General features: G+C 53.8%; 22 protein-coding genes. 4 read left to right on the forward strand and 18 right to left on the reverse strand.

Annotation, left to right across the window (positions count from 1 at the left end):
- Positions 1 to 628: 628 nt before the first annotated feature.
- From ptsG to yceD, 14 genes are all read right to left on the reverse strand, one after another.
- Positions 629 to 2062 (reverse strand): PTS glucose transporter subunit IIBC, encoded by a 1434-nt coding sequence (ptsG, locus tag ACFX4O_RS00005; protein WP_131411787.1) that lies wholly within the window; start codon positions 2060 to 2062, stop codon positions 629 to 631.
- Positions 2063 to 2361: 299 nt separating this feature from the next.
- Positions 2362 to 3156 carry a metal-dependent hydrolase gene (locus tag ACFX4O_RS00010; RefSeq protein WP_380206406.1) on the reverse strand — a complete coding sequence of 265 codons (795 nt, stop codon included), beginning with the start codon at positions 3154 to 3156 and terminating at the stop codon, positions 2362 to 2364.
- Positions 3157 to 3165: 9 nt separating this feature from the next.
- Positions 3166 to 4170 (reverse strand): DNA polymerase III subunit delta', encoded by a 1005-nt coding sequence (gene holB, locus ACFX4O_RS00015; protein ID WP_131411783.1) that lies wholly within the window; start codon positions 4168 to 4170, stop codon positions 3166 to 3168.
- Positions 4167 to 4808 (reverse strand): dTMP kinase, encoded by a 642-nt coding sequence (gene tmk / locus ACFX4O_RS00020; RefSeq protein WP_131411781.1) that lies wholly within the window; start codon positions 4806 to 4808, stop codon positions 4167 to 4169. Before tmk ends, holB begins: the two co-directional genes overlap by 4 nt.
- Positions 4798 to 5820 carry a cell division protein YceG gene (yceG, locus tag ACFX4O_RS00025; RefSeq protein ID WP_131411779.1) on the reverse strand — a complete coding sequence of 341 codons (1023 nt, stop codon included), beginning with the start codon at positions 5818 to 5820 and terminating at the stop codon, positions 4798 to 4800. Before yceG ends, tmk begins: the two co-directional genes overlap by 11 nt.
- Entirely contained in the window at positions 5817 to 6632 is an 816-nt protein-coding gene (gene pabC / locus ACFX4O_RS00030) for an aminodeoxychorismate lyase (RefSeq protein WP_380206409.1), read from the reverse strand. The genes yceG and pabC overlap by 4 nt, the downstream gene beginning before the upstream one ends.
- A gap of 117 nt (positions 6633 to 6749) precedes the next feature.
- The gene (gene fabF, locus ACFX4O_RS00035) at positions 6750 to 7991 is read right to left on the reverse strand and encodes a beta-ketoacyl-ACP synthase II (protein ID WP_131411775.1); all 1242 of its coding nucleotides are present in this window, start codon (positions 7989 to 7991) and stop codon (positions 6750 to 6752) included.
- A gap of 91 nt (positions 7992 to 8082) precedes the next feature.
- On the reverse strand, positions 8083 to 8319 hold the full coding sequence (gene acpP / locus ACFX4O_RS00040) for an acyl carrier protein (RefSeq protein ID WP_000103754.1): 237 nt from the start codon (positions 8317 to 8319) through the stop codon (positions 8083 to 8085).
- A gap of 154 nt (positions 8320 to 8473) precedes the next feature.
- Positions 8474 to 9208: a 3-oxoacyl-ACP reductase FabG gene (gene fabG, locus ACFX4O_RS00045; RefSeq protein ID WP_131411773.1), complete on the reverse strand. Its 735-nt coding sequence runs from the start codon at positions 9206 to 9208 to the stop codon at positions 8474 to 8476.
- 11 nt (positions 9209 to 9219) lie between these two features.
- Positions 9220 to 10149: an ACP S-malonyltransferase gene (fabD, locus tag ACFX4O_RS00050; protein ID WP_380206412.1), complete on the reverse strand. Its 930-nt coding sequence runs from the start codon at positions 10147 to 10149 to the stop codon at positions 9220 to 9222.
- A 15-nt stretch (positions 10150 to 10164) separates the two neighbouring features.
- Positions 10165 to 11118 carry a beta-ketoacyl-ACP synthase III gene (locus ACFX4O_RS00055; protein ID WP_020457448.1) on the reverse strand — a complete coding sequence of 318 codons (954 nt, stop codon included), beginning with the start codon at positions 11116 to 11118 and terminating at the stop codon, positions 10165 to 10167.
- Positions 11119 to 11124: 6 nt separating this feature from the next.
- Complete coding sequence (gene plsX, locus ACFX4O_RS00060; RefSeq protein WP_131411769.1) at positions 11125 to 12213, reverse strand: phosphate acyltransferase PlsX; 1089 nt, start codon at positions 12211 to 12213, stop codon at positions 11125 to 11127.
- A gap of 79 nt (positions 12214 to 12292) precedes the next feature.
- Positions 12293 to 12466 carry a 50S ribosomal protein L32 gene (gene rpmF / locus ACFX4O_RS00065; RefSeq protein ID WP_007374494.1) on the reverse strand — a complete coding sequence of 58 codons (174 nt, stop codon included), beginning with the start codon at positions 12464 to 12466 and terminating at the stop codon, positions 12293 to 12295.
- 16 nt (positions 12467 to 12482) lie between these two features.
- Positions 12483 to 13004 carry a 23S rRNA accumulation protein YceD gene (gene yceD, locus ACFX4O_RS00070; RefSeq protein ID WP_065368743.1) on the reverse strand — a complete coding sequence of 174 codons (522 nt, stop codon included), beginning with the start codon at positions 13002 to 13004 and terminating at the stop codon, positions 12483 to 12485.
- Between the two features lie 141 nt (positions 13005 to 13145).
- Between yceD and ACFX4O_RS00075 the strand changes: the two genes are divergently transcribed.
- Positions 13146 to 13730: a Maf family protein gene (locus ACFX4O_RS00075; protein ID WP_380206416.1), complete on the forward strand. Its 585-nt coding sequence runs from the start codon at positions 13146 to 13148 to the stop codon at positions 13728 to 13730.
- 88 nt (positions 13731 to 13818) lie between these two features.
- Positions 13819 to 14967: a dienelactone hydrolase family protein gene (locus tag ACFX4O_RS00080; protein WP_380207611.1), complete on the forward strand. Its 1149-nt coding sequence runs from the start codon at positions 13819 to 13821 to the stop codon at positions 14965 to 14967.
- A gap of 47 nt (positions 14968 to 15014) precedes the next feature.
- On the opposite strand, the gene rluC is transcribed toward ACFX4O_RS00080, so the two are convergent.
- Positions 15015 to 15968 (reverse strand): 23S rRNA pseudouridine(955/2504/2580) synthase RluC, encoded by a 954-nt coding sequence (gene rluC, locus ACFX4O_RS00085; RefSeq protein ID WP_131411763.1) that lies wholly within the window; start codon positions 15966 to 15968, stop codon positions 15015 to 15017.
- A gap of 570 nt (positions 15969 to 16538) precedes the next feature.
- On the opposite strand from rluC, the gene rne reads away from it, so the two are divergent.
- Positions 16539 to 19697 (forward strand): ribonuclease E, encoded by a 3159-nt coding sequence (gene rne, locus ACFX4O_RS00090; protein WP_380206418.1) that lies wholly within the window; start codon positions 16539 to 16541, stop codon positions 19695 to 19697.
- Between the two features lie 39 nt (positions 19698 to 19736).
- On the opposite strand, the gene ACFX4O_RS00095 is transcribed toward rne, so the two are convergent.
- Entirely contained in the window at positions 19737 to 20639 is a 903-nt protein-coding gene (locus tag ACFX4O_RS00095; RefSeq protein ID WP_380206420.1) for a LysR family transcriptional regulator, read from the reverse strand.
- A 161-nt stretch (positions 20640 to 20800) separates the two neighbouring features.
- Here ACFX4O_RS00095 and ACFX4O_RS00100 point away from each other — a divergent pair, with 161 nt between their 5' ends.
- Positions 20801 to 22012 carry an MFS transporter gene (locus tag ACFX4O_RS00100; protein ID WP_380206424.1) on the forward strand — a complete coding sequence of 404 codons (1212 nt, stop codon included), beginning with the start codon at positions 20801 to 20803 and terminating at the stop codon, positions 22010 to 22012.
- Positions 22013 to 22093: 81 nt separating this feature from the next.
- Here the strand turns inward: ACFX4O_RS00100 and flgL are convergent, their stop codons facing one another.
- Positions 22094 to 23062 (reverse strand): flagellar hook-associated protein FlgL, encoded by a 969-nt coding sequence (flgL, locus tag ACFX4O_RS00105; RefSeq protein ID WP_131411755.1) that lies wholly within the window; start codon positions 23060 to 23062, stop codon positions 22094 to 22096.
- A 14-nt stretch (positions 23063 to 23076) separates the two neighbouring features.
- A complete protein-coding gene (gene flgK, locus ACFX4O_RS00110; RefSeq protein WP_380206427.1) occupies positions 23077 to 24726 on the reverse strand; it encodes a flagellar hook-associated protein FlgK in 1650 nt (549 codons plus the stop codon).
- Positions 24727 to 24777 lie beyond the last annotated feature (51 nt).

Genomic DNA, 24777 nt, shown 5'->3' on the forward strand with positions numbered 1-24777 from the left:
AAATCGTGGTGTGCCCATACGCTCCTCCTATGCTCAAACTATAGGGCAGGATCGTCTACCGGGGCGGGGTCAGTCCACCGCTTAACATGAACTGTCCAACTTTATGGGGTCAGTCCAATCTTACTGGCGGGCTTTTTTATGCTTTACAGATTATGTTTGCCAAAACCTGTGTGGCGACATCCTGGAAATCCCTTTCAAACCGCCATTGCATGCAACAGCTCAGTTTCCAACACCTCAGTCAGCACCAGCGAAGCTCTTATGGCAGACGCTTCCGGTTTACTTACCTTCAGGCGTTTATCGCTAAATCGGGCGTGAGTTTGTGGAACGCTTCTGTGACAAAACAGCGAGTTTGCCGGAGCAGGCCGGTTAATGGCACATGAGCTGTTGGCGGTGGTGTTTGACGTTCTTCCTCTGTTCTTTCAGAACAGTGAAAATTCGCCGTTATCAAAGGCAACACTGATGGCGCCTGGAAGGGCAGACCGAAATTCTGAAAAAGAAGCTTCTGCCTGTCCCGTGAAATTTAATTCCGGAGGCAAAACCTGTTGCTGACCCGATCCACAGAACGTGGTTTTAAGTGGGCAATAAAAAAGGGAGCCATCAGGCTCCCTCAGTCTCCCCAGACTATGGCTTAGTTGCTACGGATGTACTCATCCATTTCGGTTTTCAGGTTATCGGACTTCGTACCGAAAATTGCCTGCACACCGGAACCAGCAACAACCACACCCGCAGCACCCAGTTTCTTCAGGCCAGCCTGATCCACTTTCGCTACGTCAGCCACGCTGACACGCAGACGCGTGATGCACGCATCCAGGTTGGTGATGTTCTCTTTACCGCCGAACGCAGTAACCAGAGCCGGAGCCATTTCACTGGTAACACCAGCTTTGCTCTCTTCAGTGGTGTCTTCACGACCCGGAGTTTTCAGATCCAGCGCTTTGATCAGCACGCGGAAGATGGTGTAGTAGACCACCGCATAACCCGCACCGACAATCGGGAACAGCCACAGTTTGCTGCTGTTACCGCTCAGCACGATGAAGTCAATCAGACCGTGAGAGAACGACGTACCGTCACGCATACCCAGCAGGATACAGATCGGGAATGCCAGGCCTGCCAGAATCGCGTGGATAACGTACAGGATCGGCGCAACGAACATGAAGGAGAACTCGATCGGCTCGGTGATACCGGTCAGGAACGAGGTCAGCGCTGCGGAGATCATGATACCGCCCACTTTCGCGCGGTTTTCCGGTTTTGCAGAGTGCCAGATAGCGATAGCAGCAGCCGGCAGACCGTACATTTTAAACAGGAAGCCGCCAGACAGTTTACCCGCAGTCGGGTCACCCGCCATATAACGCGGGATATCGCCATGGAACACCTGGCCTGCTGCGTTGGTGAACTCACCAATCTGCATCTGGAAAGGTACGTTCCAGATATGGTGCAGACCAAACGGTACCAGGCAACGTTCAATGAAGCCGTAGATACCGAACGCCACAACCGGGTTCTGATAAGCGGCCCACTGGGAGAAGGTCTGAATCGCAGTACCGATCGGCGGCCAAATAAAGGAGAGGATCACGCCGGTGAAAATCGCTATCAGACCGGAGATGATCGGCACAAAACGTTTACCAGCGAAGAAGCCCAGATACTCAGGCAGCTTGATGCGATAGAAGCGGTTAAACATATACGCGGCAATCGCACCGGAGATAATACCGCCCAGCACACCGGTATCAGCCAGGTGTTTTGCGGCAATTTCTTCAGCAGGTAAATGCAGAACCAGAGGTGCAACCACTGCCATGGTTTTCACCATGATGCCGTAGGCAACAACTGAGGCCAGAGCCGAAACGCCGTCGTTATTGGTGAAGCCAAGCGCAACACCGATAGCGAAGATCAACGGCATGTTAGCAAAAACGGAACCGCCCGCTTCGGCCATAACGTGGGAAACCACTTCTGGCAGCCAGCTGAAGTTTGCAGAACCGACGCCCAGCAGGATACCTGCAATAGGCAGTACGGATACTGGCAGCATCAGCGATTTACCGACCTTCTGCAGGTTAGCAAATGCATTCTTAAACATAATTGAGAGTGCTCCTGAGTATTAGTGCTTTTTTCTACGTTTTCACGCATTGGCGAGGGGGGAGAACCGCGCCGTGGGAAGGGCATCTAAGCGCCCTTTATTTATTACACAGAGTAAAATAAATCAGTAAAAGTTTGTTTGACGGCTATCACGTTTCAGCTAGCGTCAGTCGCGAAACTCACACTGATTTACAAAAGGTGGCAGCTTCCGTATGAAAAACGACCGCCACCGCCTTTTTTATGGCGGTGAACTTTACTCCGATCGTTTATTAATTACGAGTACTAAAATAAGCTGACAGATCAGGCAGATTGCAGGCGGGATGGGTCGATATGAAACAAATGGCCAAAGTTCTGTGTCGTTTGTTGAGCCAGCTCTTCGACAGAAACACCTTTCAGCACCGCCATATATTCCGCCACATCACGGGTCATCGCTGGCTGGTTCTCTTTGCCGCGATGTGGCACCGGGGCGAGATAAGGCGAATCGGTTTCGACCAGTAAACGATCGAGCGGGATATAACGTGCCGCATCACGCAGTTGCTCTGCGTTGCGGAACGTGACGATACCCGAAAAAGAGATGTAAAAGCCCATATCCAGTAGCTTCCCCGCCGTTTCGCGATCTTCGGTAAAACAGTGCAACACTCCGCCGCAATCCATCACTCGCTCTTCCTGCAAAATCGCGAGCGTATCGGCCCGCGCATCGCGCGTGTGTACAATCACTGGCTTGTTCAATTCACGGCCAATGCGGATATGGTGACGAAAGGACTCCTGCTGGCGGGGCTTAGTTTCTGGCGTATAAAAATAGTCCAGCCCGGTTTCTCCCATCGCCACAACACCCTCTTCCGCCGCCAGTTGGCGCAGCGTTTCAACGTCGTACTCTTCATCCTGGTTCAGCGGATGCACACCGCAGGAAAAGACCACATTCGGCCGCTCCCCCACCAGCGCACGCATTGAGCGGTAACCCGGTAACGTCGTGGCAACCGCCAGACAAAACTTCACATCGCGCGCGGCAGCTTTCGCCAGCACATCATCAACATCTTTGTGCAAAGAGTGGTAATCCAAGCCATCGAGGTGGCAGTGCGAATCAACTAAAAACATAATGTTCTCTTACAGATGGGATACAGGAAGCGTTACGCCTGTTTGCTGGTAACGTTCCAGCGTTAACAATAGATCGGTCAGCAGCAACTCGCGGTTAACCCCGACCACACTAAGCAACTGTTCACGACAGGTAAAAATAGCATGCAGCTGCGCGTGCAGCGTTGACGCTTGCACCTGGCGCGCCAGCTTTTCTACCAACGCTAAAGCATCAACGTTACTGAGCAACGTCGCGCCTTGCTGCATTTTCAATGCATCAAGAAGCAACGCAGAGAGCCACTGTAAACGCTCAGCCACTTTGTCGTGGTTCAGCGTCGGGAACATAGCCAACCAGTCACCGTTATTGAGCGCCGTGTCTGTCGCCTGGCACAGCGTCTGCCGTTGCGCCCAAACATCGTCCTGAAGCAGCGCTTCTGCCGCACCAGGCGAACCGGCGCACAAACGCAATGCGGTCAGAATCGTCTCTTGCGACGCGGTGACTTCCCGCGCAAGCCAGCTGCAGGCGTAGTTTTCTGCGGGTGGCGCAAGGTGATGCAAGCGACAGCGGCTGCGCAACGTCGCTAATAATCTTGCCGGTTCCCGACAGCCAAGGAAGAACCAGGTGCGCGCGGGAGGTTCTTCCAACGTCTTCAGCAAAGCGTTGGCGGCAGCGTCGGTCAATAATGCGGCATCCTGGATCCACACCACTTTTGCACCGCCCAGCCGCGCATGCTCATAAAGCTTTTCATTCACTTCGCGTACCGCATCAATGCCAAGCGCGGATTTCCCTTTTTCCGGTGCAAGAGCATAGTAATCAGGATGTGTTCCAGCCTGCATAAGCTGGCAGCCTCGGCAGTGACCGCAGCTTTTATGCCCTTCGGGTGTCTGGCATAGCAAGAAACGGCTGATGGCGTAAATCAACGCATCTTCACCCATCCCCGGCAGGGCGTGGATCAGCAACGCGTGGTGCCCACGACCGATCTGATAACTGGCAACCAGTTGCTCAAAATCGGGGCGTAGCCACGGATACCATTTCATGCGCCCTGCTCCTGCACCCAGGCTGTCACTGTCTGGCGGATGTCGGCAATCACTTTTTCCAGCGGTTGAGTAGCATCAACGGTGCGAATACGTTCATCTTGCGCAGCCAGTTCCAGATAACGCGCACGGGTACGGTTGAAGAAATCCAGCGACTCTTGTTCAATACGATCCAACTCGCCACGCGCACGCGCACGTTTCAGACCGACTTCTGGTGTGACATCCAGGTAGAGCGTCAAATCGGGGCGAAAATCCCCCAGCACGGCATCGCGCAGCGTGGCCAACATGGTTTGGTCAATGCCTCGTCCACCGCCCTGGTACGCCTGTGTAGAGAGATCATGACGATCGCCGATCACCCAGCAACCACGCGCAAGTGCAGGTTTAATGACAGTTTCTACCAGTTGAACCCGGGCGGCGTAAAACATCAGAACTTCGGCCTTATCTGTGATCACTTCATCACCAACGGAACGGATATCCAGCACCAGGCTGCGCAATTTTTCCGCCAACAGCGTCCCCCCCGGCTCCCGCGTAAACACCATTTCACCGACGCCAAGCTCTTGCAGCGTCTCAACGATGACATCACGCGCCGTGGTTTTCCCTGCGCCTTCAAGCCCTTCGATAACGATGTATTTACTGCCCATTTTTTTCCTTAAGTACTTTCAGGTAGTCCTGCACTGCCCGGTTATGGCTGGCGAGATTGGTATTAAATGTATGCCCACCTTGACCATCAGCGACAAAATAGAGATACGGCGTCTTCGCCGGATGCGCCGCCGCTTTCAGCGAGGCCTCACCGGGTGTAGCGATAGGGCCAGGCGGCAAGCCGCTAATCACATAGGTGTTATAGTCAGTCGGCGTTTCCAGATCGGCGCGCGACAGCTTACCATTATAACGCGCGCCCATCCCGTAGATAACCGTCGGATCGGTTTGCAGCCGCATCCCGATGCGCAAGCGGTTAATAAAGACGGAGGCCACCTGATCGCGTTCGCTGGCGACAGCCGTCTCTTTTTCGACAATCGACGCCATTGTTACCAGTTGGTTCTGATCTTTATACGGTAGCCCTTCCATGCGCCCTTCCCAGGCTTGCTCCACCGCACGCGACATTTTCTGATGCGCGCGCTTGAGTAACGCAATGTCTGTCGTATTCGCGGTGTACATCCAGGTATCGGGCCAGAACCAGCCTTCAACCCATTGCGGGTGCTCCAGCTTCAGCGCCTGGGCCACCGTGGCGTAGTCGTCATCTTTCAGCGTGTGCTTAATATACGGTGCATCGCGCAATTGCTTGAGGTAATCACTCAGGCGCATACCTTCAACCAGACGCAGCGGAAATTGCGCTTCTTTACCGCTCTCCAGTAACTGCAGCATCTCGCGCACGGTCATCTTCGGCGTAAAACGGTAGGTGCCAGCTTTGAAATGTGAAAGATCCGGTTCCAGCCGCAGCAGCCATTGAAACACGCGCGGGCGATTAATCACCTTTTCGCGATACAGCAATTCACCCAACGCCAAACGACCGGTTCCGGCGGGCAGTGTGAAAATGGTTTCATCTTTAATCAGGATCTGGCTATCCGCTAACTGGCGAACCTTCCAGACGCCCGCTCCCGCCGCGATAACCAGCAAAGCCAACAGGAGGAGAATTACGCGTAACATTTTCTTCATGACGGATTTATGCGCTCACACAAGGGGGCTAAAAAATGGTACAAATCGCGCGCTGACCAATGGTGTTCCGCCCATTGGCGGACGGGAACAACCGGCATCAACGCGTTACAAATAATGACTTCGTCGGCCAGCACCAGCACATCGTGCCGCGCATTGACTTCGACAACCTCAAAAGCAGATGTTGTCAGTTGGCGCAAACAATATTGACGCATAATGCCGTCCACACCGGCCTGATCCACACGCGGTGTAAAGATTTTCGCACCCTGCCGCCAGAAGATATTGGCAGCACAACATTCAATCAACCAGCCTTCACTATCCAGCACCAGCGCTTCATCGGCAGAGGTCTGCTCAAGCCCGGTACGAATCAATACCTGCTCCAGGCGGTTAAGGTGTTTGATCCCGGCGAGCATCGGGTTGCGCCCGAGGCGAATATCACTCAGCGCCAGTGTTACCCCTTCCCGCCGCCAACGAGCGTAATGCGCAGGGCTTGCTGATACCGACACTATCCGCGTCGGCGTTTCACAACCTGCTGCGCTATACCCTCGTCCGCCAGTGCCACGGCTGAGAATAACTTTCAACACACCCTCTTCTTTTTCTCTCGCAAGGTACGCCATTTCCCGCGCCAGTATGTCCCACTCGAGATAAGAGATCTGGAGCCGTTTACAGGCGAGACGCAAGCGCTGAAGATGCGCATCGAGAAACTGTATTTGTCCTTCAAGGATGCGCGCAGTGGTAAAACAACCATCGCCAAATTGCGTCGCCCGATCATTAGCGGCCAGCCATTGCTGCTCTTTACCATTAATCAAGAACATAGAGCGCTCCTTTATACGTCTGGCCGGACAGTTTGGCAGGATGAAAAGCGCAGGACAAGGGGATAAACCCGAATAGAAAAGGCCCGACAAGCGGGCCTTCAGTACACAGCTCAATGATCAGACTTTCTTGAAGATCAGCGAGCCGTTGGTGCCACCGAAACCGAAGGAGTTACACAGGGTGTACTCCATGCCGCTCACCTGGCGTGCAACATGCGGCACAAAATCCAGATCGCAACCTTCATCCGGGTTATCCAGGTTGATGGTCGGTGGAACGGCCTGATCGCGCAGGGCGAGGATCGAGTAGATAGATTCTACTGCGCCTGCTGCACCCAACAGATGGCCGGTCATCGATTTGGTCGAGCTAACCATTACTGTGCGAGCCGCGTCGCCAAAGACCGATTTCACTGCCTGTGTTTCTGCCATATCGCCCGCCGGCGTGGACGTACCGTGCGCATTAACATAGCCAATCTGACCAGGGGTGATGCCGGCATCACGCAGGGCATTAACCATCGCCTTCGCAGCACCCGCGCCGTTTTCCGGCGGAGACGTCATATGATAAGCATCGCTGCTCATACCAAAGCCGACGATTTCAGCATAAATTTTCGCGCCACGCTTTTTCGCATGCTCGTACTCTTCCAGCATGATGATGCCAGCGCCATCGCCGAGAACAAAGCCGTCACGCTCTTTGTCCCACGGACGGCTTGCCGCCTGCGGGTTATCATTGCGGGTAGATAGCGCGCGCGCTGCACCAAAGCCACCAACGCCTAAAGGCGTACTGGCTTTTTCTGCGCCGCCGGCCAGCATTGCGTCGGCATCGCCGTAGGCAATGATACGCGCCGCGTGACCGATGTTATGCACACCAGAGGTACACGCTGTCGCAATGGAAATACTCGGGCCTTGCAAACCGAACATGATAGTCAGATGACCCGCCACCATGTTAACAATCGTTGATGGTACAAAGAACGGACTGATTTTACGCGGCCCACCCTTGGCGAGGGAACTGTGGTTTTCTTCGATCAGGCCGAGGCCGCCGATACCAGAACCAATCGCTGCGCCAATACGGGATGCGTTCTCTTCTGTGACTTCAAGGCCGGAATCCTGCATGGCCTGAACGCCAGCCACAATTCCATATTGAATGAAGTCATCCATCTTGCGCTGTTCTTTGCGCGAGATGATGTCTTCACAGTTAAAATCCTTTACTAAGCCAGCAAATTTGGTTGCATAGGCGCTAGTATCGAAATGGTCGATCAGGCTGATGCCACTCTGACCGGCAAGGAGAGCTTTCCAGGTAGACTCTACGGTATTGCCGACAGGAGACAACATGCCAAGTCCGGTCACAACTACACGACGCTTAGACACGTTTGTCCTCCAGGGAGGGATAAAAAAAGAGATTCGTGGGATAACTACAGATAAAACTCAGGCGGTCGAGTGACCGCCTGGAGATGTTCACTTACGCCTGGTGACCGTTGATGTAATCAATGGCAGCCTGAACGGTGGTGATCTTCTCAGCTTCTTCGTCCGGAATCTCAGTATCAAACTCTTCTTCCAGAGCCATTACCAGCTCAACGGTGTCAAGAGAATCAGCGCCCAGGTCTTCAACGAAGGAAGCATTGTTGGTAACTTCTTCCTGCTTAACGCCCAGCTGTTCGCCGATAATTTTCTTAACGCGTTCTTCGATAGTGCTCATACTCTTAAATTTCCTATCAAAACTCGCTTTCGCGATGGTTTTCGTAGTGTATAAAATGTTGAAAAATTTGCAACTAAATCCCGGCAGTTCTTACCACGATTTTACGCTATTTTGAGGCCTTTCGCCCTAATAACGCAAATAATTTTCATCGTGGTTAAACCATATACATTCCGCCATTGACGTGCAGGGTTTCACCAGTGATGTAACCTGCCTCGTCAGAGGCTAAAAATGCAACCGCACTGGCGATTTCCTGAGCACCGCCAAGGCGACCCGCAGGAACCTGTGCCAGAATACCCGCACGCTGATCATCAGACAGCGCACGCGTCATGTCCGTTTCAATAAAACCCGGAGCAACAACGTTTACAGTAATACCGCGTGACGCAACTTCACGCGCCAGCGATTTACTGAAACCGATAAGACCCGCTTTCGCCGCAGCGTAGTTGGCCTGACCAGCATTTCCCATGGTACCAACCACAGAACCGATAGTGATAATACGCCCATGACGCTTTTTCATCATAGCGCGCATTACCGCTTTTGACAGACGGAAAACAGATGAAAGATTGGTATTGAGAATATCGTTCCACTCATCATCTTTCATGCGCATCAGCAGGTTATCACGGGTGATCCCGGCATTATTTACCAGAATATCAACCTCGCCAAATTCTGCGCGAATGTTTTCCAGAACAGATTCGATTGATGCAGCATCGGTCACATTCAGCAGCAGACCTTTGCCGTTTGCACCTAAATAGTCGCTGATCGCCTGCGCGCCACTCTCGCTGGTCGCCGTACCGATAACCTTCGCGCCACGGGCAACAAGGGTTTCAGCAATAGCGCGACCAATACCGCGGCTTGCACCGGTTACTAGTGCGATTTTTCCTTCAAAACTCATGGTCTTCCTCTTTATTGCGCAAGTGCCTCTGACACAGCAGTCGGCTCGTTGAGCGCAGACGCAGTCAGGGTGTCAACAATACGTTTAGTCAGGCCGGTGAGGACTTTACCCGGGCCAGCTTCATACAGGTGCACAATGCCCTGCGACGCCATAAATTCAACGCTCTTCGTCCATTGCACCGGGCTATACAACTGGCGCACCAGCGCATCGCGAATCGCTTCTGCCGTCGTTTCGCACTGCACATCCACGTTATTTACAACCGGAATCTGCGGCGCGTTAAAAGTGATGCTATTTAATTCAGCGGCCAGTTTTTCTGCAGCAGGCTTCATCAGCGCACAGTGCGACGGTACGCTCACTGGCAGCGGCAGCGCGCGTTTGGCACCTGCGGCTTTGCAAGCAGCACCTGCGCGCTCAACGGCTTCTTTATGACCGGCAATAACCACCTGGCCTGGCGAATTATAGTTCACCGGAGAGACAACCTGCCCTTGTGCGGATTCTTCACACGCTTTGGCAATAGACGCATCATCCAGACCGATAATTGCAGACATGGCGCCAGTACCCGCCGGCACGGCTTCCTGCATGAATTTTCCACGCAGTTCAACCAAGCGAACCGCATCAGCAAACGCGATAACACCCGCACACACTAATGCGGAGTATTCACCCAGGCTATGCCCCGCCATCAGCGCAGGCGTTTTACCACCCTGCTGCTGCCATACGCGCCACAGCGCGACAGAAGCAGCCAGCAGCGCCGGTTGCGTCTGCCAGGTTTTGTTCAGTTCTTCCGCCGGGCCTTGTTGCACCAGTGACCAAAGATCGTAACCCAGGACAGTTGATGCCTCTGCGAATGTCTCTTCAATCACCGGATAAGCGGCGGCCATATCAGCTAACATACCGACGGTTTGGGAGCCTTGTCCCGGGAACACAAAAGCAAATTGCGTCATTTTTTATCCTTATACTCAGAAACGAACCAGCGCCGAGCCCCAGGTGAACCCGCCACCAAACGCTTCCAGCAGGACAAGTTGCCCCGGTTTAATGCGTCCGTCGCGTACCGCTTCATCAAGCGCGCTGGGAACGGAAGCTGCGGAGGTGTTGCCATGGCGGTCCAGCGTAACGACGACGCTATCCATCGACATGCCGAGCTTCTTCGCTGTCGCGCTGATAATACGCAAGTTAGCCTGATGCGGCACCAGCCAGTCCAGCTCGCTGCGCTCAAGATTATTGGCCGTCAATGTTTCATCAACAATACGCGCCAGTTCTGTCACCGCGACTTTGAATACTTCGTTACCCGCCATCGTCAGATAGGTCGGGTTTTCTGGATGCACACGATCAAGATTAGGCAGCGTCAGCAGCTCACCGTAACTCCCGTCTGCGTGCATATGTGTGGAGATGATGCCTGGCTCTTCAGAAGTGCCCAGCACAACAGCGCCTGCACCATCACCAAATAGAATAATCGTACCGCGATCGTCAGGATCTAATGTGCGCGCGAGCGCGTCAGAACCAATGACCAAAGCATGTTTCACCGCACCGGATTTAACATATTGATCGGCAATGCTCAGCGCATAGGTGAACCCCGCACAGGCAGCTGCAACGTCAAACGCCGGGCAGCCTTTGATTTCCAGCATGTTCTGGATTTGGCAAGCTGCACTCGGGAAGGCATGGGTTGCAGAGGTTGTAGCAACAATGATCAAACCAATCTGATCGTTATCGATGCCTGCCATTTCTAGCGCACGCTTAGCGGCTTCATAGCCCATGGTCGAAACCGTTTCGTTTGCAGCGGCGATGCGGCGCTCACGGATCCCTGTACGACTGACAATCCACTCGTCAGAGGTCTCCACCATTTTTTCTAAATCGGCGTTTGTCCGAACCTGCTCAGGCAGATAACTGCCGGTACCAATAATCTTCGTATACATGTACGCTCAGTCACTCTTGGGTAATATACACACGCTCTGATTTTCGCCATCCGTTGCAGACGAAGACGAGTGTGCATACACAGATTCCAGGCGAGCGGCGATCCGTTGTGGAACCTGCCGCTGCACCGCCTGCACTGCCTGCTCAATTGCCACGCAAAATGCGCGCTGATTCGCTGCACCATGACTCTTAATCACAGTGCCGCGCAATCCTAACAGACAGGCGCCATTATACTGGTCGGGGTTGAGGTGACTGAATCGCCTTGTCAGGCTTTTTTGTAACCAACGCTTTAATAAAATCAGCCACCACGACCTTTTTTTCCCTTCCCCCTGCGATTTCAGCAGCGAAAGAAACATTCTGACAACACCTTCCATTGTTTTTAATGTGACGTTTCCGGTAAAACCGTCACACACCAGCACATCCGTTTTGCCGGTCAATAATTCGTTCGCTTCAAGATAACCAATGTAGTTCATTGAGGACATGGAGCGTAATAATGCTGCAGCATCACGGATGCTATCGTGCCCTTTGGTTTCTTCTTCGCCAATATTCAGTAGCGCCACACGTGGGTTGGCAATACCGAGGATCTCTTCGGCCATCACCGCGCCCATCACGGCAAATTGCGCCAGCATCGTGCTGTCACAATCGACGTTTGCCCCGAGATCCAGCACAACGGTCTTGCCTTTCTGTTGATGAGGCAACACAGTCACCAGCGCCGGACGCTCAATTCCGTCAATCGGTTTGAGCAGCATTTTCGCCAGCCCCATCAGCGCACCGGTATTTCCCGCACTCACGCAGGCCTGGGCGCGACCTTCTTTGACCAACTCCAGCGCGATACGCATAGAAGTACCACGGCTGCTACGAATAGCCTGCGCTGCGCGCGCATCACTGGCAATAACTGACTGGGCAGGAACAATAAGCAAGCGCGAGCGTTGCTCGAAATCAGCTTTGGCAAGTAATGGCGTGATAGCGTCGGGATCGCCGACTAAAAGAAGGTTGAGTTGAGAATTAGAGTTCAGTGCCTGCAAAGCTGCAGGCACTGTCACGGATGGGCCAAAATCTCCCCCCATGACATCTAACGCCAGGGTTAGACGTGTCAAGGTATCGTCGCAGCCTGGTTCGGTCTATCCCCGCTTACGCGGGGAAATCCTCACTAAGCTTCATCACGCTTGCGCGTGATTACTTAGTGATAACCTTGCGACCGCGGTAGAAACCGTCGGCGGTAATGTGGTGACGCAGGTGGGTTTCACCAGAAGTTTTGTCTACAGACAGGCTGGTGACTGCGGTCAGCGCGTCATGGGAACGACGCATGCCACGTTTGGAACGGGTTGGTTTATTCTGTTGTACGGCCATGGACCTTACTCCTTAATTACTTACGCTTTAAGCTGGCTAATACGGCAAATGGGTTTGGTTTCTGCGCTTCATCAGGCAGTTCCCCAAAAACCATGTCCGCCTCGGACACTTCACAGTGTTCAGAATCATGCACCGGAACTACCGGCAGGGAGAGAATGATTTCATCCTCGACCAGCGCCAGCAGATCGATTTCACCGAATTCGTTAACCTCAATCGGCTCATACGCTTCCGGCAGTGCTTCAGCCTGTTCGTCTGAACGCACAGGACTAAAACAATACGTGGTGTAGACCTGATGAGTGAACGGTTTCCCGCAACGCTGACATTCGAGCGATACCGTTACCTTTGCATCGCCGGTTAATACGGCAAGGCGCTGGTTGTCGATAACGAACGACATGGAGCATTCTACATCACTGTCTACGCTGACTACAGACTCAGCGACGCGCTCCGCCTGGTCGGGAGTATAGATACCCTCGTAATCAAGGCGTTTTTGAGCCGTGCGAACCGGATCAAGAGTCAGGGGTAATTTTACCTTTTGCATAGGGCGCGCATATTAACTTTGTAACGTCATATAGTCAAAGAAAAAGGCAGCCTGCGGTTGCCTTTTGCCAATAATTCGCACACATTGCGGCCTACAGTTTAAAATGCCTGTCATTGTTAAGCCATATTTGGTGAAAAAAATATGTCGCAAATTATTCTCGCTTCCACTTCGCCCTACCGCCGCGCTCTACTCGATAAGATCGGTTTACCCTTCGAATGCGCCGCGCCGCAGACAGACGAAACACCGCATGCTGGCGAATCGCCTCGACATTTAGTGCTAAGACTAGCGCAGGAAAAGGCACAATCACTGGCGCAAAAATACCCTCAACATTTGATTATTGGTTCCGATCAGGTGTGCGTGCTTGACGGCGAAATTACCGGGAAACCGCACACCGAAGAGAACGCCCGCCAGCAATTAATGAAGGCCAGCGGCAATATTGTGACTTTTTATACGGGCCTGGCGCTGTTTAATTCCGCCACCGGTCATTTGCAAACGGAATGTGAGCCCTTCGATGTCCATTTTCGCCACTTGAGTGAACAGGAAATCGACGACTATGTTCGCAAAGAGCGTCCGTTGAATTGTGCCGGTAGTTTCAAAAGCGAAGGATTAGGTATTGCGCTGTTTGAACGGCTTGAAGGACGCGATCCTAATACGTTGGTCGGTTTACCGCTGATCGCGCTGTGCCAGATGCTGCGGCGTGAACATTGTAACCCTTTGTTAAGCTAATGCTTTCGCGATCACAGTTTCTTTTTTAGACAAACAGTATATTCATCACCAATATTAAAACATCGTTTTAATTTAAGGAGAGGTGATGATGATTTTACGTACGTTGCTACTGATGTTTGCACTGTTGGCGTCTGCCAATGTTTATGCGCAAGATGAGTGGCAAACCGAGGGCGTTGTTGAAGGCAATCTTCCGGCAAGCTGGCAAACGCTGAAAGCGCAGATGCGCTATCCCGATTCGTGGTTATCAGGCAACTTCAAAGATTTCCACCAGTGGCAATCGCATAGCCGCCAGCTATTTCGCAGCGCCCTGCTCACCCCGGACGCCACTAAATCCTTTTCCCCTCGCTCGATAGCCAAAGAAGATCGCGGCAGCTATACCGCTGAAAAACTGTCGCTGAACATTACGGATGATAACCGCATTTCCGCCCTGTTATTGATGCCGAAAACACCCGGCCCGCACCCTGCTATCGTTCTGTTGCACGATCATGGCTCGAAATTTGATATCGGCAAAGAGAAGCTGATCCGCCCCTGGGGTAATGCGGAGAAACTCGCCAGTGCGCAAGCGTGGGCTGACAAATTTTTCAGCGGGAAATTTATCGGCGATGAACTGGCGAACCGTGGCTATGCGGTTATCGCTATCGACAGCCCCGGATGGGGTGACCGTGGCCCGATGGTTTATGAGCAGCAACAGGCGCTGGCCAGTAACTACTTCAATCTGGGGCGCTCGCTGGCAGGCGAAGTCGCCTATGAAGATATGCGCACGGTCGATTTTATCGCCGCGCACGCGGGTGTGGACAGTAAACGCGTTGGCGTGTTGGGTTTCTCAATGGGCGGTTTTCGCGCCTGGCAACTGGCGGCGTTGAGCGAAAAAGTCGCTGCGACAGCGGTTATTTCGTGGTTTGGAACCTATAACGGCCTGATGCAACCCGGCAATAACGTGTTACGCGGTCAGTCTGCTTTTTATATGCTGCATCCCGGTTTGCCTGCACACATGGACATTCCGGATATTGCCAGCATCGCCGCGCCGAAGCCGATGCTGATTTTCAGCGGTGGCAAAGACAAGCTTTTCCCGGCAGAAGCGGTAAAAGACGCTTTCGACAAAGTGCATCGGGTTTGGTCTTCGCAGCAGGCGGACGACAAACTAGTGACGAAAAGCTGGCCTGAGCTGGGGCACGTCTTTTATCAGGAACAGCAAAACGAAGTGTTTCCGTGGCTTGACAGGTGGCTGAAGCCGTAAGCAACTGTGCTTTCCCCCTCCCAGATGCGGGGGGGGGGGGGGGAAGATTATTTAGCGTTGCGTAATACTTGTAAACAGCGTTTGAGTGCCTCATCAAGCGGCGCTTCTATACGCATGGTCTCGCCGGTATGGGGATGCGTGAACTTGAGTGCCGCCGCGTGCAGGAACAGACGCGACAGCCCGGTCGACGCCAGTTGCTTATCAAAGTCGCGATCGCCATAACGATCGTCAAAAGCAATTGGGTGACCAGCATGCTGAGTATGTACACGAATCTGATGCGTTCGCCCGGTCACCGGGCTACATCGCATAAGGGTGGCGAATTCGTAGCGCTCTTCAACTTTAAAACGCGTTTCCGAAGGCTTGCCTTCGCTATTAACCCGCACTATCCGCTCGCCGCTTTGCAGAATATTTTTCAGCAAAGGTGCCTGCACCACTTTTACATGCGACTGCCACTGGCCGCGGACCAGTGCCAGATAATCCTTCTGCATATCTTTACCGCGCAATTGCTCATGCAGCGAACGCAGCGCGGAACGTTTTTTTGCCACCAGCAAAACGCCGGAAGTATCACGATCTAAACGGTGAACCAGCTCAAGGAAACGGGCTTCCGGGCGCAAAGCACGCAAACCTTCAATCACGCCAAAGCTCAGCCCACTACCGCCATGTACTGCCGTACCCGAGGGTTTGTTCAGTACCAGGATATGATCATCTTCATAGAGAATGACGTCGGTTAGCTGAGCAACTTTTTGTAAATGCGGAGAAACCGCCTCTTCTTCTTTTTCTGCCACGCGTACCGGCGGAATACGGATTTCATCCCCTGCTTCCAGTTTATATTCCGGTTTCACGCGTTTTTTATTCACCCGCACTTCACCCTTGCGCAGGATGCGGTAAATCATGCTTTTAGGTACCCCTTTGAGCTGGGTACGCAAAAAATTATCGATACGTTGCCCCGCTTCATCAGCGGTAATAGCAACAAATTTTACGGATGGTGTCTCAGTTTTCATGGGAGGCGATTCTAAATAGCCACGCTAATTAGCGCCACTCATTTTTCTATGCTTATATTTACAATTAACTCGGTAACTTCGTTTTACACGGTTGATTCGGCGGTTATTAAACCAATCTCCGGGCAAAGGTGAAAAAACTGTGAGTAACCGGGTGATAAATGGTAAAAGTCAGCTTGCTATAACAGGGTTCGCAGGGAATAATGTTGCGGTTTTCCGTGTTGAATCTTGTTAAAACAAGTAAATGAGCGGAATGACCAGTTTTGCCTGTCCGATCATACACGCAGCAATGGCGTAAGACGTATTGAACTTTCAGGCAGTTAGCGGGCTGCGGGTTGCAGTCCTTACCGGTAGATGGAATCTTCTCTGGAGAGTTTTTCCCAGGCTGTTCCCCTGATAATTGCGCTGTGTTTTCCACAGGAAACACAGGCAACCGACACACTGCGCCTCTTTAGCGAGCGACAACCGTGAGGTTGGCGACGCAAATAGTCTCGAGGCCATCGGTTCTCCCCCGGAAAGGCGTTATCTTGCCCGCAGCTTAGTCGTCAATGTAAGAATAATGAGTAAGTTACGATGAAAAGAATGTTAATCAACGCAACTCAGCAAGAAGAGTTGCGTGTCGCACTTGTTGATGGACAACGCCTGTACGACCTGGATATCGAAAGCCCAGGACACGAGCAGAAAAAAGCGAACATCTACAAAGGTAAAATCACCCGCATTGAACCCAGCCTTGAAGCCGCATTCGTTGATTACGGTGCCGAGCGTCACGGTTTCCTCCCCCTCAAAGAGATCGCCCGCGAATACTTCCCTGCTAATTACAATGCGCATGGACGTCCGAACATCAAAGACGTGCTGCGTGAAGGTCAGGAAGTCATCGTTCAGATTGATAAAGAAGAGCGTGGCAACAAAGGCGCGGCACTGACCACCTTTATCAGCCTTGCGGGTAGCTACCTGGTGCTGATGCCGAACAACCCGCGCGCGGGCGGCATTTCTCGTCGTATTGAAGGCGACGATCGCACCGAGCTAAAAGAGGCGCTCTCCAGCCTGGAATTACCGGATGGTATGGGCCTTATCGTACGCACCGCAGGCGTGGGTAAATCCGCCGAAGCGCTGCAGTGGGATTTGAGCTTCCGTCTGAAACACTGGGAAGCTATCCAGAAAGCCGCTGAAAGTCGCCCTGCTCCATTCTTGATCCATCAGGAAAGCAACGTAGTTGTGCGCGCCTTCCGTGATTATCTGCGTCAGGATATCGGCGAAATCCTCATCGATAACCCGAAAGTGCTTGAGCTGGCTCGCCAGCACATCTCCGCGCTGGGTCGTCCGGATTTCAGCAGCAAAATTAAACTGTACACTGGGGAAATCCCGCTGTTCAGTCATTACCAGATTGAGTCGCAGATTGAATCCGCTTTCCAGCGTGAAGTCCGTCTGCCGTCCGGTGGTTCTATCGTTATTGATACCACCGAAGCGTTGACCGCTATCGATATCAACTCCGCACGCGCAACGCGCGGTGGTGATATTGAAGAAACCGCCTTTAACACGAACCTGGAAGCGGCAGATGAGATCGCTCGCCAGTTGCGTCTGCGTGACCTTGGCGGCCTGATCGTTATCGACTTTATTGATATGACTCCGGTACGCCACCAGCGCGCGGTGGAAAATCGCCTGCGTGAAGCGGTGCGCCAGGATCGTGCGCGTATTCAGATCAGCCATATTTCCCGCTTCGGCCTGCTGGAGATGTCCCGCCAGCGTCTGAGCCCGTCGTTGGGTGAGTCCAGCCATCATGTCTGCCCGCGTTGTAGCGGCACTGGCACCGTTCGTGATAACGAATCCCTGTCGCTGTCTATTCTGCGTCTGATTGAAGAAGAAGCGCTGAAAGAAAACACACAGGAAGTGCATGCGATTGTGCCGGTTCCGGTCGCTTCATACCTGCTGAATGAAAAACGTGCCGCGGTAAGCGCTATCGAAGCTCGTCAGGGCGGCGTACGCTGCGTGATCGTACCAAACGACCAGATGGAAACGCCGCACTACTCCGTACTGCGCGTGCGTAAAGGCGAAGAGACACCAACGCTGAGCTATCTGCTGCCGAAACTGCATGAAGAAGAGATGGCAATGCCGTCTGAAGAAGAGCACGCCGAACGTAAGTTACCTGAACAACCTGCGTTAGCCACCTTCGTTATGCCAGACGTTCCGCCAGCACCACAAGCGCCAGCCGCAGCACCGAGCCAGGCGCAACCTGCCGCAACACCTGCTGCCGAACCAGGCTTGCTTGGCCGTTTCTTCTCTGCACTGAAAGGTTTGTTCGCGGGTGAAGCGACCCCGGCACCGGTTGAAGTGAAAGAAGAGAAAAAAGATGAGAAGCAAGAGCGTCAGCAGGATCGCCGTAAGCCACGCCAGGGCAACCGTCGGGATCGTAATGACCGCCGTGATAACCGTAGCGAAGGCAATGAGGCGCGCGAAGGCCGTGATAACCGCGAAGGTCGCGAAGAGAATCGTCGTAACCGCCGCGAGAAATCACCGCAGAACGCCGAAGCCCGTGAATCTCGTCAGCCAGTCGTTGTCGATGAAACAGAAAAAGCGAAACCTCGTGACGAGCAGCAGCAACCTCGCCGTGAGCGCAACCGTCGTCGTAACGATGATAAACGCCAGGCGCAGCAGGATGTAAAAGAGCTGAACCGTGATGAACAACCTGTTCAGGAGGCGGAACAGGAAGAGCGCGTACAGGTGATGCCGCGTCGTAAACAGCGTCAACTCAGCCAGAAAGTGCGTATTGGCGGTGACAACAGCGCAGAAAACGGCGTTGAAGAGGCAACCGTACAAGACGCCGCAGAGCAAAACACGCAACTGGCGAAAGTCGATCTGCCAGCGGTGGTAGAAACCGCACCGGTACAGGAACACGATGAAAACGCTGACGCGCGTGACAACGCGATGCCGCGCCGTTCGCGCCGCTCCCCGCGCCACCTGCGCGTGAGTGGTCAGCGTCGCCGTCGCTACCGTGATGAGCGCTACCCGCTCCAATCTGCAATGCCGTTGACCGTAGCTTGTGCGTCACCGGAAATGGCGTCCGGTAAAGTGTGGATCCGTTACCCGGTTCCGCGCTACCAGGAAGAGCAGCACGATCTGCAGCAGACTCATGAGATGGCCGCTGAAAACAATACCGCCCCTGAGCAGGATATCGCTCCGGCTATTGCTGAAGCGCAATTGGTTGCACATCCGCAAGCGGAAGTTATTGAGCCGCAGGCAACGGTTGAAAATGCCGAGCCAGTAGTGGTTGAACCGCAAGCCTCGGTTGAAGCGCCGCAGACGGTTGCCGTTGAAACCACCCATCCGGAAGTCATCGACGCGCCGGTGGACGAACAACCGCAACTGATTGCCGAAGCAGACCGCACCGTTGCGCAGGAAGTGGCAGCAGAAGCCGAACCGGCGCAGCAGGAAGTCACACCAGTTGCAGAAACACCAGCGCCTGAAACTGTACAGGAAGTTGCCGAAGCCGCGTCTGCGCCAGTCGTTGCCGAGCCGGAGAAAGCACCGGTGGTTGCGCGGGTTGCTCCAGCAGCAAACAAAGTGGCTAGCGCGCCGATGACCAAAGCGCCAGCGCCTGCCTATGTGCCGGAAGCGCCGCGTCACAGTGACTGGGTACGCCCGGATTTCGTCTTTGACGGAAAAGGTTCTGCAGGTGGTCACAGCGCCACCCACGCAGCGACCGCACCGGCGACGAAACCGCCATCTGCTGAGTAATTCACTGGCAGTAAAAAGCCGACCCTCGGGTCGGCTTTTTTATGCCTGTCGCACCGGATGGCGCATACCGCCAAGTCCCGGCATCACTTCACGCATCAGTTGTAAAAATTTACGCAACCGCGCGGGATAATAACGTGCCCACGGATAAACCAGGTGAACCGGTAGCGGAGCGGCCTGCCACTGCGGCAACAGCGCTATCAGTTTTCCATTGATCAGCTCCTCTTCCACCGCCCAACTGGAAATCAGCGTCACGCCAAGCCCGCCAATGGCGGTATTACGGGCCGCATACAGGCTGTCGGTATAAAGCCGTGGCGCAATCGCCACCTGCTCCGTATCGCCGCTTTGCAGATGGCTAAGATGAATTTCATGCTGATAGAAAGTGCTGAGCGCAATCCATGGCAGCGCTGAGAGCTGCTGCGGCGTTTCGACAGCGGGAAAACGCGCCAGCAACGCCGGTGACGCCACCATACATCTGGGCACTTCTGCCAGCAGTACCGACACCGTTGCCGGATCTACTTCTGCCCCAACGCGAATGGCGCAATCGATATTGGCACTGAGAAAGTCGACATTCTTGTCATTGAGCATCCATTCAACGGAGAGTTGTGGGTGACGTTCAAGAAACTGAGTCAGCGGACCGAGCAGTTGTTCCTGACCAAAGGCATGCGGCGCGCGCACGCGCAAAATCCCTACCGGCTCATCATCGGACTGGCTCAATTCATCTTCCAGCGCAACCCAGGCATCCGCAACGCGTTTTGCATGCTGGTAGCAGCGCTCACCATCATCCGTCAGCTTCATCGCATGAGTGGTGCGCAATAGCAACTTAACGCCAAGCAGCGACTCCAGCGACTGCAAACGTCGGCTGACCGTCGCCTGTGTCGTGTCCAGCTGACGCGCCGCCGCCGACAACGATCCGGCCTCAACGATACGGATATACGTCCGCATCAAATCCACCCTATCTATACGCTCTTGTCGCTTCATTATTATTTTACCTATACGTTTCACGTATAACCGTTTTACCACTCCGCTGGCTACCGCGCCATGCTCTGCTGCGTAAAAATGACCTCACTTCGTTATTCACACCAAACGTTTCTGGGAAACTTATTATGAACCGTCATTCTCTTTCGTCAGATGTTGTTGGCTGGGTCATTTTTGCCCTCGCGCTCGGCGCCGGATTCAGCGTCGCGGCTATCTACTATTCACAACCGCTGCTGCCATTAATGGGCAGCGACCTGCACTTAACCGTCAACGGTATGGGGCTGGTTCCGACACTCACACAGGCCGGTTATGCGCTGGGTATTTTGTTCCTGCTGCCGCTGGGCGACCGTCACGACCGCCGCCGTCTGATCCTGTTTAAAAGCGCTGCGCTTGCGCTGCTGTTACTGGCTTGTAGCCTGACCAGCCATCTGCCTTCATTGCTGATCGTCAGCCTGTTACTGGGAATGGCCGCGACTATGGCGCAGGATATTGTCCCGGCGGCGGCAATCCTCGCGCCGGAAGGCAAACAAGGGAAAATGGTTGGCACGGTGATGACCGGTTTACTGCTCGGTATTCTGCTTTCCCGTACCGTCAGCGGCTTTGTCGGCGCGGCATTCGGCTGGCGTATCATGTATCAGCTTGCCGCAGTCAGCATTGCGCTGATTGGCGTGCTGATGTGGTCGGTGCTGCCGCGCTTCGCGACGCACTCTACGCTGAGCTACCCGGCGCTGATGAAATCAATGGCGCATCTGTGGAAACGCTTTCCGGCACTGCGCCGCGCCGCTTTCGCCCAAGGCTTTTTATCCATTGCTTTTAGCGCTTTCTGGTCAACCCTTGCGTTGATGCTGCTGGAAAAATATCAATTAGGCAGTGCGGTCGCAGGGAGTTTCGGTATCGCCGGTGCGGCGGGTGCGTTAGCCGCACCGCTGGCGGGTGGGTTAGCAGATAAAGTTGGCGCGGAAAAAGTCACACAGATAGGCGCAGGTCTGGTGACAATCTCTTTCGCCCTGATGTTCCTGCTGCCGGTACTGCCACCGCATGGTCAACTGGCACTGATTGCCCTTTCGGCCGTGGGCTTCGACCTGGGTCTGCAATCCAGCCTGGTGGCGCACCAGAACCTGGTGTACGGTCTTGAACCGCAAGCCCGTGGTCGTCTGAATGCATTGTTATTTACTGGTGTGTTCATCGGCATGGCGCTGGGCTCTGCGCTGGGCAGCAAACTTTACTCCGTCGCGTCATGGCAGGGTGTGGTGGTGCTGGCAACGGTTTCCGGTCTGATTGCTCTGCTGATTCGTCTGTTTGACGCCCGTCAACTCCAGCAAGCGGCACAGAAAGCATAAGATAAAAAAAAGCCCGCTCCGGGGTGATGGAGCGGGCATACCGAACATGCCCAGTTTCAAGACATGCTCAAAATGAAAACATTATTTATTCATCTGGAACAGCGACAGACCTTGCATATCGGTGAACGCTTTGTAGGACGCTTGCAGCGCAGCTTGCTGCATGGTGTAAGACGAAATCACCGAGTTCCAGTCCACGTCAATCAAATCACTCTTCTGCTGTTTCAGCGCAACGGTACGGTCATCACCCAACGCATCGAGGGTGTCCAGTTCGTTCAGTTGCGTACCCAGTTCAGCACGGACAGTCGACACGTTATTCAGCGAGTTGCCCAGACCACGGCTGGTTTTATCCACCACCGCCTGTGCTGCCGCCTTTGCGGTTTCATCGCCTGCTACCGGGGTTTTCAGTGCGGTAATCGCCGTATCAAGCATTTTGAACAGATCGGTTTCCGACGTGCCCGGCAAGCCGGTTGCCGGATCAACCGGCTCTGGCGTTGCGTTGCTGCTGATATGGTTGAACACCTCAGTACCAGTATGCGCAATCACCATGGTACGAGAGGCGTCAACCTGCTGGGAAATCGCCTGGTTACCACCGCTATAGGTGCCCGTTGCATCATACGGCGCGCTTTCAGTTTTATAGCCGCCAAAGATATAGCGACCGTTACCGTCGGTACTGTTCGCCAGGTTCAGCAGTTGATCACGGTAACCCTGCAACTCCGTTGCCAGAGAGGCGCGGTCATCATCACTCAGCGAACCGTTACCGGCTTTAACAATGGTGCCCTGTGCGCCAGTGATCGCGGTCGTCACCTGCTGTAATACGCTCTCTTCCAGTGACACTTTCTGCTTGGCGAAAGTACGCGCCGTCTCATACTGGGTGTTTTGCGCCTGCGCCTGCGAAATCACCACGGCCTGCGAAGCGGCAATCGGATCGTCCGACGGGCGGTTAACCTTCTGCCCGGTCGCCATTTGCTCGCCGTAACCCAACCACGCGCTCTGCGAGTTGGTCACGCCGCGCATACTTTGTTCGTACATCATTTGAGTACTGATACGCATTTTTCACCCCTTACTTAGCGAATGCCCAGCAGCGCATCAAACAGCGTGCTTGCAGTTTGCAAAACCTGAGCGTTCGCCAGGTAATATTGTTGATAACGTTGCAGGTTACCGTACTCTTCATCGAGGTTAACCCCGGAGATCGACTGCTGCTGCTTGGTCAACTGCGTCACTACGTTTGTCTGCGTGGTGGAACTGGTTTTCAGCGTCGAGGTTTTGTTCCCCACATCGCTGACCAGCGTGGCATACGCATCGTTAAACGTTTTGTTGCCGCCGATGACTTTCGCGCTTTGCAGATTCAGCATCGCCTGGCCGTTGCGGTTATCGCTCGCACCGGAACCGGCGACAGAAGCCATGGCGATTTTCGACTCATCGGTAATCGCAACGCTCATATTCACAATCGCATTGCTCACCGGGCGAACGGTAAAGCTATCGTTGGCTTTAGGCCCCGTGGTGGCGTTGATGCTAACTTTCAGACCGTCGAAATTCAGTGTGCCATCGGAAGGATCTGGCGTCACGGTGGTAGAGGTGTTGTTGGACAGTCGGGTAACTTTCCAGTTCGTCCCATCGAACGCCACTTTATAATCCGTCGCCTGCACCGCTTTGCTGTCACTGACCGCTGCGGTCAGTACCGCATCACCGGTGTTCTTGGCGTTGCTGGTCGTTGATGGCGCGCCGATGGTAAAGAACTGGCCGCCTTGCGTGCCCGTTGTATCGAAGCCCTGTTCGTGTTGCTGATTAAAAGTATCAGCAAACGACAGCGCCAGTTGTCCAAGCGTATTACGCGCCTGGTCAAGATCCTGCGAACGGAACGACAGCAAACCGCCCAGCGAACCGGTGGTGATCAGTTTTTCCGGGATCTCAATATTGCCTGCGGTTTTGTCAACATAAGCCACGGCAGTACGAGAAGGATCGGCGCTGGACTGGACGGCCGCCAACTGGCGCGCATCGCTGCCCTGCACCAGAGAGTAGCCATCACCCATGCTGATGTTGTAGGTGTTGCCATCTTGTACGCTAACTTCAACACCGACAATTTTGTTCAGTTCGCTAACCAGTTGGTCGCGCTGATCGAGCAGGTCGTTCGGCGACGCACCGCCGCCTACCGCGGTCAGACGGGAAATCTGATCGTTAAGTTTGGCAATCTGCGTGGAGTAGTTGTTGATCTGATCAACGCTTGAGGAGATCGACAGGTTAACTTGTTTATCCTGGTCACGCAGGTACTGGTCGGCCACTTTGAACTGGTTAACCAGACCGTCCGCTTTACCCAGCATCGCCTGACGGGATGACGGGTCAGAGGCGTTACTTACCAGCGTTTGCAGGCTGGAAAAGAAGCTCTGCAGGCTGGTCGACAGCGAGTTAGTGGTATCCGACAGTACATCGTCAATTTTTGACATCTGCTGGTAACGCGTGGTCAAACCGCTGTTCTGGTTTTCCGCTGCACGCAGCTGATTAGTAATAAAGGCGTCATACTCACGCTGAACGCCGGTAACGAGCACACCGTTACCCACCCAGCCGCCACCGGTCAGGGTACTGTTGCCTGAGGTGAGCACCGTCGTCTGACGGGTATAACCCGCTACGTTATAACTGGCAATGTTATTACTGGCGGTATTAAGCGCGGCCTGGGCTGCGTTGAGCCCACTCATGGCGCTGTTAATCAAACTGGACATGGAGGTTCCTTATACACTTTCAGACATGAGTCCTGTTGACGATTATCGGCA

It is taken from the genome of Kosakonia sp. YIM B13571 (assembly GCF_042788095.1).
GTDB classification, from domain to species: domain Bacteria; phylum Pseudomonadota; class Gammaproteobacteria; order Enterobacterales; family Enterobacteriaceae; genus Kosakonia; species Kosakonia quasisacchari.